Origin of the sequence: Streptomyces sp. A012304 (assembly GCF_026008495.1) — a bacterium.
GTDB lineage: Bacteria > Actinomycetota > Actinomycetes > Streptomycetales > Streptomycetaceae > Streptomyces.
This window is the reverse complement of record NZ_BQUN01000137.1, coordinates 151,198-168,208: the sequence shown is the minus strand read 5'-3', so window position 1 is coordinate 168,208 and position 17,011 is coordinate 151,198. Positions and strand designations below refer to the sequence as shown.

General features: G+C 71.4%; 16 protein-coding genes and 1 tRNA gene. 13 read left to right on the top strand and 4 right to left on the bottom strand.

Annotation, left to right across the window (positions count from 1 at the left end; genetic code table 11):
* Nucleotides 1–57 precede the first annotated feature (57 nt).
* Nucleotides 58–504 (top strand): SRPBCC family protein, encoded by a 447-nt coding sequence (locus ALMP_RS34285; RefSeq protein WP_264935557.1) that lies wholly within the window; start codon nt 58–60, stop codon nt 502–504.
* Nucleotides 505–543: 39 nt separating this feature from the next.
* A tRNA-Val gene (locus ALMP_RS34280) sits at nt 544–615 on the top strand.
* Nucleotides 616–668: 53 nt separating this feature from the next.
* Here the strand turns inward: ALMP_RS34280 and ALMP_RS34275 are convergent.
* Entirely contained in the window at nt 669–1,394 is a 726-nt protein-coding gene (locus ALMP_RS34275) for a 3'-5' exonuclease (RefSeq protein WP_264935555.1), read from the bottom strand.
* A gap of 191 nt (nt 1,395–1,585) precedes the next feature.
* Between ALMP_RS34275 and ALMP_RS34270 the strand changes: the two genes are divergently transcribed.
* From ALMP_RS34270 to thrS, 3 genes are all read left to right on the top strand, one after another.
* Entirely contained in the window at nt 1,586–2,152 is a 567-nt protein-coding gene (locus ALMP_RS34270) for a DUF4365 domain-containing protein (protein ID WP_264935554.1), read from the top strand.
* Nucleotides 2,149–3,372 carry a hypothetical protein gene (locus ALMP_RS34265; protein ID WP_264935551.1) on the top strand — a complete coding sequence of 408 codons (1,224 nt, stop codon included), beginning with the start codon at nt 2,149–2,151 and terminating at the stop codon, nt 3,370–3,372. Before ALMP_RS34270 ends, ALMP_RS34265 begins: the two co-directional genes overlap by 4 nt.
* A 110-nt stretch (nt 3,373–3,482) precedes the next feature.
* Complete coding sequence (gene thrS, locus ALMP_RS34260) at nt 3,483–5,459, top strand: threonine--tRNA ligase (protein WP_264935549.1); 1,977 nt, start codon at nt 3,483–3,485, stop codon at nt 5,457–5,459.
* 25 nt (nt 5,460–5,484) lie between these two features.
* On the opposite strand, the gene ALMP_RS34255 is transcribed toward thrS, so the two are convergent.
* The gene (locus tag ALMP_RS34255; protein WP_264935547.1) at nt 5,485–6,141 is read right to left on the bottom strand and encodes a potassium channel family protein; all 657 of its coding nucleotides are present in this window, start codon (nt 6,139–6,141) and stop codon (nt 5,485–5,487) included.
* A gap of 67 nt (nt 6,142–6,208) precedes the next feature.
* On the opposite strand from ALMP_RS34255, the gene ALMP_RS34250 reads away from it, so the two are divergent.
* Nucleotides 6,209–6,769 carry an HIT domain-containing protein gene (locus tag ALMP_RS34250; RefSeq protein ID WP_264935545.1) on the top strand — a complete coding sequence of 187 codons (561 nt, stop codon included), beginning with the start codon at nt 6,209–6,211 and terminating at the stop codon, nt 6,767–6,769.
* 112 nt (nt 6,770–6,881) lie between these two features.
* On the opposite strand, the gene ALMP_RS34245 is transcribed toward ALMP_RS34250, so the two are convergent.
* Nucleotides 6,882–8,543, bottom strand: a complete 1,662-nt coding sequence (locus ALMP_RS34245; protein ID WP_264935543.1) for a hypothetical protein — start codon at nt 8,541–8,543, stop codon at nt 6,882–6,884.
* A 187-nt stretch (nt 8,544–8,730) separates the two neighbouring features.
* Nucleotides 8,731–10,926 carry an elongation factor G-like protein EF-G2 gene (locus ALMP_RS34240; protein WP_264935541.1) on the bottom strand — a complete coding sequence of 732 codons (2,196 nt, stop codon included), beginning with the start codon at nt 10,924–10,926 and terminating at the stop codon, nt 8,731–8,733.
* A 241-nt stretch (nt 10,927–11,167) separates the two neighbouring features.
* Here ALMP_RS34240 and pgsA point away from each other — a divergent pair, with 241 nt between their 5' ends.
* From pgsA to ALMP_RS34205, 7 genes are all read left to right on the top strand, one after another.
* On the top strand, nt 11,168–11,911 hold the full coding sequence (gene pgsA, locus ALMP_RS34235; RefSeq protein ID WP_264935539.1) for a phosphatidylinositol phosphate synthase: 744 nt from the start codon (nt 11,168–11,170) through the stop codon (nt 11,909–11,911).
* Nucleotides 11,908–12,825 carry a phosphatidylinositol mannoside acyltransferase gene (locus ALMP_RS34230; RefSeq protein WP_264935538.1) on the top strand — a complete coding sequence of 306 codons (918 nt, stop codon included), beginning with the start codon at nt 11,908–11,910 and terminating at the stop codon, nt 12,823–12,825. Before pgsA ends, ALMP_RS34230 begins: the two co-directional genes overlap by 4 nt.
* A complete protein-coding gene (locus ALMP_RS34225) occupies nt 12,822–13,991 on the top strand; it encodes a glycosyltransferase family 4 protein (RefSeq protein WP_264935537.1) in 1,170 nt (389 codons plus the stop codon). Before ALMP_RS34230 ends, ALMP_RS34225 begins: the two co-directional genes overlap by 4 nt.
* 60 nt (nt 13,992–14,051) lie before the next feature.
* Nucleotides 14,052–14,603, top strand: coding sequence for a hypothetical protein (locus tag ALMP_RS34220; RefSeq protein WP_264935536.1), 552 nt, complete (start codon nt 14,052–14,054; stop codon nt 14,601–14,603).
* A 127-nt stretch (nt 14,604–14,730) separates the two neighbouring features.
* Nucleotides 14,731–15,636: a pyridoxal 5'-phosphate synthase lyase subunit PdxS gene (gene pdxS / locus ALMP_RS34215; RefSeq protein ID WP_264935535.1), complete on the top strand. Its 906-nt coding sequence runs from the start codon at nt 14,731–14,733 to the stop codon at nt 15,634–15,636.
* Between the two features lie 6 nt (nt 15,637–15,642).
* On the top strand, nt 15,643–16,251 hold the full coding sequence (pdxT, locus tag ALMP_RS34210; protein WP_264935534.1) for a pyridoxal 5'-phosphate synthase glutaminase subunit PdxT: 609 nt from the start codon (nt 15,643–15,645) through the stop codon (nt 16,249–16,251).
* 48 nt (nt 16,252–16,299) lie between these two features.
* Nucleotides 16,300–17,011: YebC/PmpR family DNA-binding transcriptional regulator (locus ALMP_RS34205; protein ID WP_264935532.1), on the top strand; the 712-nt coding region annotated here is incomplete at its 3' end.

Below are 17,011 nucleotides of genomic sequence, written 5' to 3'. Positions count from 1 at the left end.
TACTCAGGCCGTACTCAGATCCCGTGTGGAACCGCCGGGTGCGGGCACACTCGGCCCATGGACTGGGCCCACTACCGCTTCGTCAGCCGCTGGCACCTCCCCGCGCCCCTCGCCACCGTCTACCCGGTCCTGGAACGGGTCGAGGACTATCCGCGCTGGTGGCCGCAGGTCCGCGAGGTCACCCGGATCGACGACACCGCCGGCCTCGTCCGCATCCGCTCCCTCCTTCCGTACGACCTGACCTTCACCGCGCGCGAGCGGCGGCGCGATCCGGTGGCCGGGGTGCTGGAGAGCGCGCTGACCGGGGACGTCGACGGCTGGGCGCGGTGGACGGTCGTCCCCGACGGCACCGGCTGCCTCGCCCGCTACGACCAGGTCGTCGACGTGAACAAGCCACTGCTCAGGCGGCTCGCCGTGCCCGGACGGCCGGTGTTCCGCGCCAACCACCGGGTGATGATGCGCGCCGGACGACGCGGACTGCTCACGTATCTCGAAGCGGTTTGAAGGAAACCCGCGGAGACCTGTATTGTTCAGTGCGTTCCCGGGCGATTAGCTCAGTGGGAGAGCGCTTCGTTCACACCGAAGAGGTCACTGGTTCGAACCCAGTATCGCCCACCGGGAAAGGGCCGGTCCGCATCGCGCGGACCGGCCCTTCCGCATGAGGCACCTCATGCCGCCGCCGGCAGCACCGGACGCAGCGGCCACGACGGGTCCACCACCTCCGGCGAGCCGCTGCGCGCGAACCACGCCTGGAGCCCGCGCGCCTGCGCCGCGTACCAGGACGTCTGCAACGAGTGCAGCTCCGCGGGCGACAACCGCTCCAGCCGGGACGCGAACCGCCGCCCCACCGCCCGCACGACCTCCAGCGCGGCCACCGCGTCCGCCGCCGCGTCGTGCGCGTCGGCCAGCGGCACACCGTAGTGCGCGCACAGGTCGGTGAGCGTGCGACGGCCCTTGCGGTAGCGGTCCAGGTGCTTGTCCAGCACCCGGGGGTCCAGCACCCGCAGCGGCGCCGGCTCCAGCCAGTGACCCAGTGACGAGGCGCGGTGCCGACGCAGCTCACGGTCGAGCAGCGTCAGGTCGAACGGCGCGTTCATCACCACCAACGGCCGCCCCGCCGCCGCCTGTTCGGCGAGCAGCTCGGCTATCTCGTACATCACCGGCGCCGGCCAGCGGCCGTTGCGGTGCAGATGATCCTCCGTCAGGCCGTGCACCGCCGTCGCCTCGGCGGGCACCGGCACGCCCGGATTCACCAGCCAGCGGCTCACCCGCGGCCGGATGCCGGGCGCATCCTGGACGACGAGCGCGGCCGACACGATCCGGTCGGTCTCGACGTCCACTCCTGTCGTCTCCGTGTCGAACGCGGCCAAAGGGCCCTCGTACCAGCACGCCATACCAACACAACCCCTCGTTCACCCACGGCAGCTGACGTACCGTCTTCTGCCCGTTTGGTGATACCCGGGCTGTTTGCGCCGTACGCCGGGAGGAGACAACAGGAGTACGGGTCTTTGCAGTTCAGGGGCTCGACACGGATGTTCATCGGCCCCCGGCGCGGGGATCCTCTTTGCTTGGAAGGCTGTTGGTCATGGCGCTAGCGCAGCCCGAGCGGGGCGGGCTGCTGCCCGAGCAGACGGACCCGCATCGCGGCACACTCGCCACCACCGCCTGCATGGAGACATTGCAGGTGGGGTACCTCCACGCGGTCGCGGCGGCGGCGGGCTGCTCGCTGTCCCAGCCGTTCCCGGACAACGGCATCGACTGGCACGTCAGCCACAGCGCGCCCGGACACACCGTCGACGACGAGGTCACCATCAAGGTGCAGCTCAAGGCGACCTACCAGATCCCGCCCGACCCGCCGGGCCGGTACTTCTCCTTCACGCTCGACAACGACCACCTCAGGAAACTCGCGCGCACCCCGGTGTCGGTGCACAAGATCCTCGTCGTGATGATCGTCCCCCGGTCCCGGGACCAGTGGCTGCGGGCCGGCCACGACCGGCTCGACCTGCGGCACTGCTGCTACTGGGTCAACCTGGCCGGCCACCCGATCACCGGCCGCACCCGCACCACCGTGCACATCCCGACCTCACACATCTTCGACGACCGGGCGCTGTGCGAGATCATGACGCGCGTCGGGACGGGAGGCAGACCGTGAAGCACCGCCCGGCCGACGAACCCCTGCGCTCGGTGAGACCCCACCCCGACCTGCCCTGGGACAGCCCGCCCGCCCCCGAGCAGGTCGACCCCGCGGTCCTCGGCGCCCTGCTGCTGCGGCACGGCTGGCAGCGCCGGGGCGGCGCCCCTGGACGCTACGGCCGCTGGACCCCGCCCGGGCAGGGCAGCGGCGGCACCAGCCTCCTGGTGCCCGAGAGCCGCGCCTTCCCCGACAGCGACGACCTGCTCGGCGAGGCGCTCGTCGCCCTCGCCCGCAGCGGCACGCCCTCCGCGCGCGAGGTGCTGGTCGGGCTCGCCGTGCCCAGCGACGAGATCCGCTGGTGGCGGGACGCGCCGACCGGACCCGCCGGCGCCGCGCCCTGGACCGTCGAGGAGCATCTGCGCACCGCCGCCCGGCAGATGCTGCTCGCTGGCGCGCTCGCCACCCGCGCGCGTGCCGGCTACCACGGGGTCCGGCACCGGCGCGCGGCCCTCGCCCTGCTGGCCGACGTCCTCGTCGGACCGGCCGCCGGCGGCGACGGCCTGGCCGCCTTCGTGCCCGTCGACACCGCCCGCCCCCTCGCCGTACGCCTCCACCAGGCCCTGCACGCCACTCGTGAGGCCATCGACTACCAGCGGGCCACCGGGGGCATGGACGCCTTCGACGGCGCCGTCGAGGCGGGCGTCAGCCGTGAGCTGACCGACGCCGTCGCCGCCCTCGTGCGCGGCACCGAGGGCGCCCGGATCGCCGTCGAGTGGGCGCCCTCCGCCGGGGTGCCCGAGGGCTGCGCGGCCGGCGGCGAACCCGTCGAGTTCTCGCCGGGCGACCTGCCCGTGCTGCGCGAGGCCGGGGCCCGCTACGCGCGCGAGGAGCCGTCGGTGACCGTCCGCGTCACCGGCACGGTGGTCCGGCTGCGCAGGTCGGGGCCGAGCGGTGAGGGCAGCGTACGGCTGCGGGTGCTCGCCGGCGCCGACGTGCCGCACCTGCGCCTCACCCTGGACGAGGACGACTACCGCATCGCCGGGCAGGCCCACCTCGTCGGACTGCCGGTGCGGGTGCACGGGCGGCTGGAGAGCCGCGGCGGCTTCCGCAGGCTGACCGGAGCCTGCGGGGTCGTACCGGTGCAGGTGGACGAGGCCGACCGGGACCGGCTGATGAAGTCCCTCCAGGAGAACCTCGACTTCTTCGAGGAGGCGTGCAGCGGGGAGGACCGCGACTGAGCGGGGACTGTGGGTGACCGTTTCGCGGTCGGCCGCCCGGGGTCGGTACGATCCCCTATTGCGCGCGCTCCCGGTATGGCGCCGCACCCACCTGCAGTCAGGAGAGACCGGTGTCAGACGTCCGTGTGATCATCCAACGCGATTCCGAGCGGGAAGAGCGCACGGTGACGACGGGCACCACGGCGGCCGACCTCTTCGCCGGCGAGCGCTCGATCATCGCCGCGCGGGTGGACGGTGAGCTGAAGGACCTCACCCACGAGCTCCGGGGCGGGGAGACCGTCGAGGGCGTCGAGATCTCCTCCGAGGACGGCCTGAACATCCTGCGCCACTCCACCGCGCACGTCATGGCGCAGGCCGTGCAGGAGATCTTCCCCGAGGCCAAGCTGGGCATCGGCCCGCCCGTCAAGGACGGCTTCTACTACGACTTCGACGTCGAGAAGCCGTTCACGCCCGAGGATCTCAAGGCCATCGAGAAGAAGATGCAGGAGATCCAGAAGCGGGGGCAGAGGTTCGCCCGCCGCGTCGTCACCGACGAGGCCGCCCGCGAGGAGCTGGCGAACGAGCCGTACAAGCTGGAGCTGATCGGCCTCAAGGGGTCGGCGTCGTCGGACGACGGCGCGGACGTCGAGGTCGGCGCCGGCGAGCTGACGATCTACGACAACCTGGACGCCAAGACCGGTGAGCTGTGCTGGAAGGACCTCTGCCGCGGTCCCCACCTGCCCTCCACCCGCCTCATCCCGGCGTTCAAGCTGATGCGCAACGCGGCCGCCTACTGGCGCGGCAGCGAGAAGAACCCGATGCTCCAGCGCATCTACGGCACCGCCTGGCCGTCCAAGGACGAGCTGAAGGCGTACCTCGACTTCCTCGCCGAGGCCGAGAAGCGCGACCACCGCAAGCTGGGCAGCGAGCTGGACCTGTTCTCCATCCCGGAGCAGATCGGCTCCGGCCTCGCCGTCTTCCACCCCAAGGGCGGCATCGTCCGCCGGGTCATGGAGGACTACTCGCGCCGCCGCCACGAGGAGGCGGGCTACGAGTTCGTCTACACCCCGCACGCGACGAAGGGGAAGCTCTTCGAGACCTCGGGCCACCTGGACTGGTACGCCGACGGCATGTACCCGCCCATGCAGCTCGACGAGGGCGTGGACTACTACCTCAAGCCCATGAACTGCCCGATGCACAACCTGATCTTCGACGCGCGCGGCCGCTCCTACCGCGAACTGCCGCTGCGCCTCTTCGAGTTCGGGACCGTGTACCGGTACGAGAAGTCGGGCGTCGTGCACGGTCTGACCCGCGCCCGCGGCTTCACGCAGGACGACGCGCACATCTACTGCACCCGTGAGCAGATGTCCGAGGAGCTCGACAAGCTGCTCACCTTCGTGCTGGAACTGCTGCGCGACTACGGTCTGACCGACTTCTACCTGGAGCTGTCCACCAAGGACCCGGAGAAGTTCGTCGGCTCCGACGAGGTCTGGGAGGAGGCGACCGAGACGCTGCGCGAGGTCGCCGAGAAGCAGGGCCTGCCGCTGGTGCCCGACCCGGGCGGCGCGGCCTTCTACGGCCCGAAGATCTCCGTCCAGGCCAAGGACGCCATCGGCCGCACCTGGCAGATGTCGACCATCCAGCTCGACTTCAACCTGCCGGAGCGCTTCGACCTGGAGTACACCGGCGCCGACGGCGCCAAGCAGCGCCCGGTGATGATCCACCGCGCCCTGTTCGGCTCCATCGAGCGGTTCTTCGCGGTGCTCCTGGAGCACTACGCGGGCGCCTTCCCGGCGTGGCTGGCGCCGGTGCAGGCGATCGGCATCCCGATCGGTGACGCGCACGTGGAGTACCTGCAGAAGTTCGCCGCGGCCGCCAAGAAGCAGGGGCTGCGCGTCGAGGTCGACTCGTCGTCCGACCGCATGCAGAAGAAGATCCGCAACGCCCAGAAGCAGAAGGTGCCCTTCATGGTCATCGCGGGCGACGAGGACATGTCCCACGGCTCGGTGTCCTTCCGCTACCGCGACGGCTCGCAGGAGAACGGCATCCCGTTCGACGAGGCCATCGCCAAGATCGCGAAGGTCGTCGAGGAGCGGACGCAGGTCTGAGCCTCTTGGGACGGGCCCCCGGGACTCATCTCCCCGGGGGCCCGTCCTCGTCCTGCCGCGAGAACAGCTGGACCAGCCACGACGAGAACGACCCCGTGACCGTCCCCAGCAGCGCCAGCCCGCACGCCATCAGGCCGACCGCCACCACCCGGCCGCCCGCGGTGACCGGGGCGATGTCGCCGTAGCCGACGGTGGACAGCGTCGCGCAGGTCCACCACACCGCGTCCCCGAACGTCCGCATGCTCGCGCCGGGCACTCCGCGTTCCTGGTCGTAGACGGTGAGCGCGCCCGCGAAGCCCAGCAGCGCCGTCGACACCCCCGCGTAGGTGATCACACGCGCGTGCAGCGACAGCCGGGGCCGCCCGCGCCGGCGCTGTACGGCCTCGTAGAGCCGCACGATCCGCAAGGGGCGCAGCAGCGGCAGCAGGACCACCAGGGTGTCCAGCCAGTGCGTGCGCACGAACCGCAGTCGCTGCCCGCTCAGCCGCCAGCGCACCCCGTAGTCCACGACGAACAGCGCCCACGCCGTCAGCGTCACCGCCAGGCACACGTCCCGCCAGACGTCCGAGAGGCCCGTGGCGAGGACATGGACGGCGTAGGCGGCGAGGAAGGCCAGCGAGGCGACGGCGAGAGGGATCTCGGCGCGCCGCTCCCAGCGGGCCCCGGGACGGTCCGGGTGCACCGGCCCAGCTTCGCCCGCGGGGCGTTTCCCACCGCCCCGGCGACACGCCGCGAACGGGCGAAGCCATATGCTGCCTTGCATGACGAGTGAGCCGGAACAGCAGATCGGAGTGGGGACGCAGGACGCGTTCCAGCGCCTGTGGACGCCCCACCGGATGGCCTACATCCAGGGCGAGAACAAGCCGACCGGCCCTGGGGCCGACGACGGCTGCCCCTTCTGCTCGATCCCGGCCAAGTCCGACGAGGACGGGCTGATCGTCCGGCGCGGTGAGCACGTGTACGCGGTGCTGAACCTGTACCCCTACACCGGCGGCCACCTGATGACCGTCCCCTACCGGCATGTCGCCGACTACACCGAGCTGACCGGCGCGGAGACCGTGGAGCTGGCCGAGCTGACCAAGCAGGCGATGACGACGCTGCGTGCCGCGTCCGGGGCGCACGGCTTCAACATCGGCATGAACCAGGGCGCGGTGGCGGGCGCCGGTATCGCCGCCCATCTGCACCAGCACATCGTGCCCCGCTGGGGCGGCGACACGAACTTCATGCCGGTCGTGGGGCACACGCGCGTGCTGCCGCAGTTGCTCGCGGACACGCGCAAGATGCTGGCGGAGGCCTGGCCGGCGGCGTGAGACCGGCCCGTCGCGGGCGCTGAGCCGTGGGCGGGCGCCCACGGCTCGGGTCGCCCCAAGCCTCGGAGGTCCCTCTACGTGTCGTAGGCCCCCCGGGGTGTCGTAGGTCGCCCTACGCGTCGTAGGTGTCGGCCTTGCGCGGTGACAGGTCCTGGACCGCCCCGCTGAGCACCGCCGAGCGCGAGCTGAACTTCTCGATGTCCACGTCGTGCTCCTTCAGGACCCGCAGCGCGGCGGCGTGCACCACGCGCAGCACCGGCGCGGCCGCGCGCAGCGCGTCGTCGGCCATGAAGCGGTGCCGCCAGGGCTGGTCGGCCCAGGCGTGCCGCAGGCCGAACGGCTCGGGCAGGCCGATCGAGCCGCCCAGCCAGTTCAGCAGCGGCGGGTACCACGTCAGCGTGGCGCGCGCGGCCAGCCGTACCACCTCGTCGGTGGTGACCAGCGGGAGGTTGATCTTGCGGGTCTCCCAGAAGCGGACGGTCTTGGCGACCTCCTTCGTGGGGGCCTCCGGCTTGGTGGTGAACAGACCGTTCACCGGACCGAGCGCGTGGCCGGTGACCTCGATGCGCAGCGTCTCGTGGAGCACGGTCACGGTGATCAGCATGGTGATGATCAACTGGCCGTCCCACAGCGGCCACTGCACGCCGAGGTAGTGCCGGTCGCCGCCGCCGAACTGCTGCTGGTCGCAGATCTGCTCTATCTTCTTCGGCTTGACCTGGTACGCCTCCACGTCGGTGCCCTCCGGCCGGGCGACGGCCTTGGCGTTCTCACCGACGGGCGTGACGATCCAGTGCCGTACCGACGGGGGCGGGAATCCGCCGGTCTTCAGGCTCTGCCGGTTCAGCACGGTGAGCTGGTCGTGGATGGCCCGGATGACCGTCCAGCTGCGGAACTCGTGGACGCCCTTGTTGGGGTCGACCGGGTGCAGCTCCTCCGCGAGGTGCCAGGCGCCCCAGCGCGTGCCCATGCCGAGGATGCCCTTGGGGCCCGCGTAGAAGACGGAGTTGGACTGCTGCTCGGCGCTGAGGCGGGCCAGCGACTGGCGCAGCTGCTCGGCCGCGGTCTGGTTGGGACTGGTGGGCACCGCCTCGGGTACCTTCGCGCCGACGCTGCTGCCGGACAGCAGGCTGTCCCAGCGCTCGCGCAGGTCCTTCGCGGTGCCCTCGCAGATCCGGCGGGCCAGGAACCAGCCGGCCACGGGCGCGACGACCGCGCCGCGCGCGTACAGCCCCCAGAAGCCGGTGAACGGCATGCGCAGCAGGAAGATCACGGCGAGGGCGCCGACGGCCAGGAGGAGTCCGGTGGCGAGGCCGGAGACCCGCTTGTTGCCCGACTTCTCCATCGTGGTGCGCAGCTGGAAGACGAGCAGCCACACCAGCAGGCCGGGCAGGAACAGCACGCCGAACAGGAGCATGACGCCGGTCAGCTTCTTGTCGCGTTCCCGGCGGATGCGGTTGGCCGCGAGGCAGTGCTCGACGATGACCTGCGGTTCCATGCCGAACGACTGGATGAGGGGTTTGCGGCCGACGCCCAGCATGCGGTCGACGACCGCCTGGGAGAAGGCCTCGCCGAGGTTGGGCCGGAAGATCCTGGCCCAGCTGCGGCCGGTGTTGACCGTCGACTGGTGCCATTCGTTGTCGGCCTTCTTGATGTCCTCGACGGGGTTGTCCCGGTAGGCCGCGGAGGCCAGCGCGAAGGTCGCCGCCTGCCCTCCGTCGCCCGTCTGCGGCACCTGTGGTCCGAAGATGTCCGCGTAACCGCTGTCAACGGTCATTCCCGCCCCCGATCGCCGCCACTCTCGCTCCTGCGGCCTTCCCGACTTCCGTGCTCCGCACACCTGTTGATCAGGTCATCAGCGTATCGGCAGCCACCGACATCCGTCGGCGGACGGCCGAAGCCGCCCGCCGAACCGGAGGAACACCTTCCACACGGGCCACTTGAATGCGGCCGCGTACCAACCCCTATCCGTCCTGCGCCTGTTGACGTACGCGTTCGGCGACCTGCGGCGGCATCGGCTCGTGCCGGGCGTAGACGCGGTGGAAGCGTGCCGTGCCGTGCGAGAGGGAACGCAGGTCGACCGCGTACCGGCCGATCTCGATCTCGGGCACCTCGGCGCGCACCAGCGTGCGCCCGCCGGCGGTCTGCTCGGTGCCCATCACCCGCCCGCGCCGGCCCGACAGGTCGCTCATCACGGCGCCCACGTAGTCGTCGCCGACCAGCACGGTCACCTCGGCCACCGGCTCCAGCAGATGGATCTTCGCGTCGGCCGCCGCCTCCCGCAGCGCGAGCGCGCCGGCGGTCTGGAACGCGGCGTCGGAGGAGTCCACCGAGTGCGCCTTGCCGTCGAGGAGGGTCACCCGGACGTCGACCAGGGGATGGCCGGTGGCGACCCCCTTCGCGGCCTGGGCCCGCACGCCCTTCTCCACGGACGGGATGAACTGGCGTGGCACGGCGCCGCCGACGACCTTGTCCACGAACTCGATGCCCGAGCCGCCCGGCAGCGGCTCCACCTCGATCTCGCAGATCGCGTACTGCCCGTGCCCGCCGGACTGCTTCACATGCCGCCCGCGGCCGCCCGCCCTGGTGGCGAACGTCTCCCGGAGGGAGACCTTGTGCGGGACGACGTCGACCTGGACGCCGTAGCGGCTGCGCAGGCGCTCCAGGGCGACGTCCGCGTGGGCCTCGCCGAGGCACCACAGCACCACCTGGTGGGTGTCCTGGTTCTGCTCCAGCCGCATGGTCGGGTCCTCGGCGACCAGCCGGGCCAGGCCCTGCGAGAGCTTGTCCTCGTCGGGCTTGCTGTGCGCCTGGATGGCCAGGGGCAGCAGCGGGTCCGGCATCTGCCAGGGCTCCATCAGGAGCGGGTCGTCCTTGGCGGAGAGCGTGTCGCCGGTCTCCGCGCGGCTGAGCTTGGCCACGCACGCGAGGTCGCCCGCGATGCAGTGCGACAGCGTCCGCTGCTGCTTGCCGAAGGGCGCGGAGAGGGCGCCGACCCGCTCGTCGACGTCGTGGTCCTCGTGGCCGCGGTCGGCCAGCCCGTGACCGGAGACATGGACGGTCTCGTCGGGGCGCAGGGTGCCGGAGAAGACGCGAACCAGGGAGACCCGGCCGACGTACGGGTCGGAGGACGTCTTCACGACCTCCGCGACGAGCGGTCCGTCCGGGTCGCAGGCCTTCAGCTCGCGCGGCCTGCCGTCGATGGTGGTCACCTGAGGTGCCTCGCGTTCCAGCGGGGTCGGGAAGCCCCTGGTGATCAGTTCGAGCAACTCCACCGTGCCGATGCCCTGCCGGGCGCCGTCGGTGGCGGGCGCGGCGGCCAGGACGGGGAAGAACGTGCCGCGTGCCACGGCCCGTTCCAGGTCCTCGATCAGCGACTTGACATCGATCCGCTCGCCGCCGAGGTAGCGGTCCATGAGGGTCTCGTCCTCGCTCTCCGCGATGATCCCCTCGATCAGCCGGTTGCGTGCCTCCTCGATGTCCGGCAGCTGGTCCTCGCCCGGCTCGGACTCCTTGCGCTCGCCGGTGGAGTAGTCGAACAGTTTCTGCGACAGCAGCCCGGTCAGTCCGGTCACGGGGGCGTGCCCGTCGGGACCCTGCGGGCCGTGCAGCGGCAGGTACAGCGGCAGCACGGCGTCGGGGTCGTCGCCGCCGAAGGCCTCCGCGCAGATCCGGGTCATCTCCTCGAAGTCCGCGCGCGCGGCCTCCAGGTGCGTGACGACGATCGCGCGGGGCATGCCGACGGCCGCGCACTCCTCCCACACCATGCGGGTCGAGCCGTCCACGCCGTCCGAGGCCGAGACGACGAACAGGGCCGCGTCCGCGGCGCGCAGACCGGCCCTGAGCTCCCCGACGAAGTCGGCGTAGCCGGGGGTGTCCAGCAGGTTGACCTTGAAGCCGTCCCATTCGACCGGCACCAGGGAGAGCTGCACCGACCGGTGCTGGCGGTGCTCGATCTCGTCGTAGTCGGAGACGGTGCCGCCGTCCTCCACGCGGCCCGCCCGGTTCACCGCTCCCGCCGTCAGCGCGAGAGCCTCCACCAGAGTCGTCTTGCCCGATCCGCTGTGGCCGACCAGCACCACATTCCGTACGGACGCGGGGTGGTCGGCCGCCGTAGCCCTGCCGGCGGCCCCGGGGTGTGCGTTCGCCTTGTCGCCCATGTCTTGCCTCCCGTGCACGGTGAGGTCATCGGGGGCGCGGGCACGGCGGCTCCGCGTGCGGTGGCGGCTCCGGCGACGCCCGCGGTCCTTCGAGCTTTCCACTCCCGTCACGGTGCGTCCATACGAAGGACGCATCACGGCCTGACGGCAGCCCGGTCACGGTCCGGCCGCGCGCCCCCGACCACGCTCGGACACGGGGCTGCGGGTGCCCGGCGGTCGCTCACGCGCGCGCGTGGCTACGATGGGCCAGCCGGTGGCCACCAGGGGCCGCGCGGCCACACCGACCGTCGGGAAGGCCATGCTGAACAAGTACGCGCGTGCATTCTTCACGCGTGTCCTCACACCGTTCGCCGCGTTTCTCATCCGCCGGGGCGTGAGCCCCGACACGGTCACGCTCATCGGTACCGCCGGCGTGGTCGCGGGCGCGCTGGTCTTCTACCCCCGGGGCGAGTTCTTCTGGGGCACGGTCGTGATCACCCTGTTCGTCTTCTCCGACCTGGTCGACGGCAACATGGCCCGCCAGCTCGGCCGCTCCAGCCGCTGGGGCGCCTTCCTGGACTCCACGCTGGACCGGGTCGCCGACGGCGCGATCTTCGGCGGCTTCGCCCTGTGGTACGCGGGCGGCGGCGACGACAACGTCCTGTGCGCGGTCTCCATCTTCTGCCTGACCAGCGGCCAGGTGGTGTCGTACACCAAGGCGCGCGGCGAGTCGATCGGCCTGCCGGTCGCCGTCAACGGGCTCGTCGAGCGGGCCGAGCGGCTGGTGGTGTCGCTGGTCGCGGCCGGGTTGGCGGGCCTGCACACGTTCGGTGTGCCCGGCATCCAGTACCTGCTGCCGGTGGCCCTGTGGATCGTCGCCGTCGGCAGCCTGGTCACGCTGATCCAGCGGGTCGTCACCGTCCGTCGCGAGTCGGCGGAGGCCGAGGCGGAGGCCGAGGCAGAAGTCCAGCAGGCGGACACCCGGGGGAGCGAGGCCGCGAAGTGAGCGCCCAGGACCGGCTGACGGACGCCCTGTACGGGCTCGGCTGGGGCGTGGTCAAAAAGCTCCCCGAGCCGGCCGCGGTCCGTCTCGGCCGCACCATCGCCGACCTCGCCTGGAAACAGCGAGGCAAGGGCGTGCTGCGCCTGGAGAGCAACTACGCGCGCGTGGTGCCCGACGCGAGCCCCGAGCGCCTCGCCGAGCTGTCGCGCGCCGGCATGCGCTCCTACCTGCGGTACTGGATGGAGTCCTTCCGGCTCCCGGCGTGGAGCGCCGACCGCGTCAAGGGCGGCTTCGACCCCAAGGACCTGCACTACCTCACCGAGGGACTCGCGGCCGGCGACGGCGTCATCCTCGCCCTGCCGCACCTGGCCAACTGGGACCTGGCCGGCGCCTGGGTCACCACCAAGCTGAAGATCCCGTTCACCACGGTCGCCGAGCGGCTCAGGCCCGAGACCCTCTACGACCGTTTCGTCGCCTACCGCGAGGGCCTCGGCATGGAGGTCCTGCCGCACAGCGGCGGCTCCGCCTTCGGCACCCTGGCGCGGCGGCTGCGCGACGGCGGCCTGGTCTGCCTGGTCGCCGACCGCGACCTGTCCGCCTCGGGCGTGGAGGTCGACTTCTTCGGCGCCACCGCCCGCATGCCGGCCGGCCCGGCCCTCCTCGCCCAGCAGACCGGCGCGCTGCTGCTCCCCGTCACCCTCTGGTACGACGAGTCGCCCATCATGCGGGGCCGCGTCCATCCCCCGATCGAGGTACCCGAGACAGGTACGCGGGCCGAGAAGACGTCTGTCATGACACAGGCGCTGGCGGACGTCTTCGCCTCGGGCATCGCCGACCATCCGGAGGACTGGCACATGCTGCAGCGGCTTTGGCTCGCGGACCTGGAACCCCGCCCCTCGGACGGGGCGGCCGCGTGAGAATCGGCATCGTCTGCCCGTACTCCTGGGACGTGCCGGGCGGCGTCCAGTTCCACATCCGCGATCTCGCCGAGTACTTCATCAGGCTCGGCCACGAGGTGTCCGTCCTCGCCCCGGCCGACGACGACACCCCGCTGCCGCCGTACGTGGTCTCCGCCGGCCGCGCGGTCCCGGTGCCCTACAACGGCTCGGTGGCCCGGCTGAACTTCGGCTTCCTGTCCGCCGCGCGGGTGCGCCGCTGGCTGCACGACGGCGCGTTCGACGTCATCCACATCCACGAGCCGACCTCGCCGTCCCTGGGCCTGCTGACCTGCTGGGCGGCGCAGGGCCCGATCGTGGCGACGTTCCACACCTCCAACCCGCGCTCGCGCGCGATGATCGCCGCGTACGCGATCCTCCAGGCCGCCCTGGAGAAGATCAGCGCGCGCATCGCGGTGAGCGAGTACGCCCGCCGCACGCTGGTGGAGCACCTGGGCGGGGACGCGGTCGTGATCCCCAACGGCGTGGACGTCGACTTCTTCGCCGAGGCCGAGCCCAGACCCGAGTGGCAGGGCGACACGATCGGCTTCATCGGCCGCATCGACGAGCCCCGCAAGGGCCTGCCCGTGCTGATGAGGGCCCTGCCGAGGATCTTCGCCGAACGGCCGGACACGCGACTTCTGGTGGCCGGGCGCGGCGACGAGCAGGAGGCGGTGGAGAACCTGCCGAAGGAGCTGCGCTCGCGCGTGGAGTTCCTCGGCATGGTCAGCGACGAGGACAAGGCCCGCTTCCTGCGCAGCGTCGACCTGTACGTCGCCCCCAACACCGGCGGCGAGAGCTTCGGCATCATCCTCGTCGAGGCCATGTCCGCCGGGGCCCCCGTCCTCGCCTCCGACCTCGACGCCTTCGCCCAGGTCCTCGACCAGGGCGCGGCCGGTGAACTCTTCGCCAACGAGGACGCGGACGCGCTGGCGGAGGCGGCGGTGCGCCTCCTCGGCGACCCCGACCGCCGGGCCGAGCTGCGCGAGCGGGGCAGCGCCCACGTACGGCGCTTCGACTGGTCGACCGTCGGCGCGGACATCCTCTCCGTGTACGAGACCGTGACGGCGGGCGCGGCGGCGGTGGCGGCGGACGACCGGACGCCGGGAACGGGCCTGCGCGCTCGGCTCGGCCTGGCGCGGGACTGATCCCCCCGCTGACGGCCACGTCGACTCGCTCGGCCGAGCCGGCGGAGCGCCCCGGTAGCCTTGCCGCCCGTGACCCCAACCCTCATCTGGATCCTCGTCGTCCTCGTCGCGATCGGCCTGTACCTGAGCTGGACGGCGGGTCGGCTGGACCGGCTGCACGCCCGCATCGACGCCGCCCGTGCCGCGCTCGACGCGCAACTGCTGCGCAGGGCGTCCGTGGCACAGGAACTGGCCACGTCCGGGGTGCTCGACCCGGCCGCCTCGATCGTGCTGTACGAGGCCGCGCACGCCGCCCGGCAGGCCGAGGAGGAGCAGCGGGAGGTCGCCGAGAGCGACCTCAGCCAGGCGCTGCGGGCGGTCTTCGCGGACGCGCGGCAGGTGGAGGTGGTCCGTGCGGTGCCCGGGGGAGAGGCGGCGACCCGCGAGCTGACGGAGGCCGTGCGCCGGGTCCCCATGGCGCGCCGCTTCCACAACGACGCCGTCGGCGCCGCCCGCAGGCTGCGCGAGCACCGCAAGGTGCGCTGGTTCCGGCTGGCCGGACACGCACCGTTCCCGATGGCGTTCGAGATGGACGACGAGCCGCCGGCCGCGCTGGCCGACCGCACGGCGTAGCCCGGCGGGCCACCGCGGACGGCCAAAAGGATCCACCGGCTTCCCATTGGCCCTTGCTGTGGACTGGCCCACTCCCGTTTCCTCGGTGCTTGCAGAAAACCCTCTTTCCCTTCTGTGAGGTCAACCCGTGTCCAGCACCGAGAACCAGGCCCCCGAGACCGGCACCGCGCGCGTGAAGCGCGGCATGGCCGAGCAGCTCAAGGGCGGCGTGATCATGGACGTCGTGACGCCCGAACAGGCCAAGATCGCCGAGGACGCGGGCGCCGTCGCCGTCATGGCCCTGGAGCGGGTCCCGGCCGACATCCGCAAGGACGGCGGCGTGGCCCGCATGTCCGACCCGGACATGATCGAGGGCATCATCGACGCCGTCTCGATCCCGGTCATGGCCAAGTCCCGCATCGGCCACTTCGTCGAGGCCCAGGTGCTGCAGTCCCTCGGCGTCGACTACATCGACGAGTCCGAGGTCCTCACCCCGGCCGACGAGGTCAACCACTCCGACAAGTGGGCGTTCACCACCCCCTTCGTCTGCGGCGCCACCAACCTGGGCGAGGCCCTGCGCCGTATCGCCGAGGGCGCCGCGATGATCCGCTCCAAGGGCGAGGCCGGCACCGGCAACGTCGTCGAGGCCGTCCGCCACCTGCGCCAGATCAAGAACGAGATCGCCAAGCTGCGCGGCTTCGACAACCACGAGCTGTACGCCGCCGCCAAGGAGCTGCGCGCCCCGTACGAGCTGGTCAAGGAGGTCGCCGAGCTGGGCAAGCTCCCGGTCGTGCTGTTCTCCGCCGGTGGTGTGGCCACCCCCGCCGACGCCGCGCTGATGCGTCAGCTCGGCGCCGAGGGCGTCTTCGTCGGCTCCGGCATCTTCAAGTCCGGCGACCCGGCCAAGCGCGCCGCCGCCATCGTCAAGGCCACCACCTTCTACGACGACCCGAAGATCATCGCGGACGCCTCCCGCAACCTCGGCGAGGCCATGGTCGGCATCAACTGCGACACCCTCCCCGAGGCCGAGCGCTACGCGAACCGGGGCTGGTAAGCACCCATGAGCAACACCCCCGTCACAGGCGTCCTGGCCCTCCAGGGCGACGTACGGGAGCACCTCATCGCCCTGGCCGCGGCCGACGCCGTGGCCAGGCCGGTGCGGCGCCCCGAGGAACTCGCCGAGATCGACGGCCTGGTCATTCCCGGTGGCGAGTCCACCACCATCTCCAAGCTGGCCATCCTGTTCGGTGTGATGGAGCCGCTCCGCGCGCGCGTGCGCGACGGAATGCCCGTCTACGGCACCTGCGCGGGCATGATCATGCTCGCCGACAAGATCCTCGACCCGCGCTCGGGCCAGGAGACCGTCGGCGGCATCGACATGATCGTGCGCCGCAACGCCTTCGGCCGCCAGAACGAGTCCTTCGAGGCCGCGGTCGACGTCGAGGGCGTCGAGGGCGGCCCGGTGGAGGGCGTCTTCATCCGCGCCCCCTGGGTGGAGTCCGTCGGCGCCAGGGCCGAGGTGCTCGCCGAGCACGACGGCCACATCGTCGCCGTGCGCCAGGGCAACGCGCTGGCCACGTCGTTCCACCCGGAGCTGACCGGCGACCACCGTATGCACTCGCTCTTCGTCGAGATGGTGCGCGCCAACCGGACAGCGGAGTCCTTGTAGGATCTCTGCCGTTCGTACAGGGATGGGTTACGCGAAGGAGACAGGCAGATGTCCGGCCACTCTAAATGGGCCACGACGAAGCACAAGAAGGCCGTGATCGACGCCAAGCGCGGCAAGCTCTTCGCGAAGCTGATCAAGAACATCGAGGTCGCGGCGCGCATGGGTGGTGTCGATGTCGAGGGCAACCCGACGCTCTACGACGCCGTCCAGAAGGCCAAGAAGCAGTCCGTCCCCAACAAGAACATCGACTCCGCGATCAAGCGCGGTGGCGGTCTCGAGGCCGGCGGCGCCGACTACGAGACGATCATGTACGAGGGTTACGGACCGAACGGTGTCGCGGTGCTCATCGAGTGCCTCACCGACAACCGCAACCGCGCCGCCTCCGAGGTGCGCGTCGCCATGACCCGCAACGGCGGCTCCATGGCCGACCCGGGCTCCGTGTCCTACCTCTTCAACCGCAAGGGCGTCATCATCGTCCCCAAGGGCGAGCTGACCGAGGACGACGTGCTCGGCGCCGTCCTGGACGCGGGCGCCGAGGAGGTCAACGACCTCGGTGAGTCCTTCGAGGTCATCAGCGAGGCCACCGACCTGGTCGCGGTCCGCACCGCCCTGCAGGAGGCCGGTGTCGACTACGACTCCGCCGAGGCCAACTTCGTCCCGACCATGCAGGTCGAGCTGGACGAGGAGGGCGCCAAGAAGATCTTCAAGCTGATCGACGCGCTGGAGGACAGCGACGACGTGCAGAACGTCTTCGCCAACT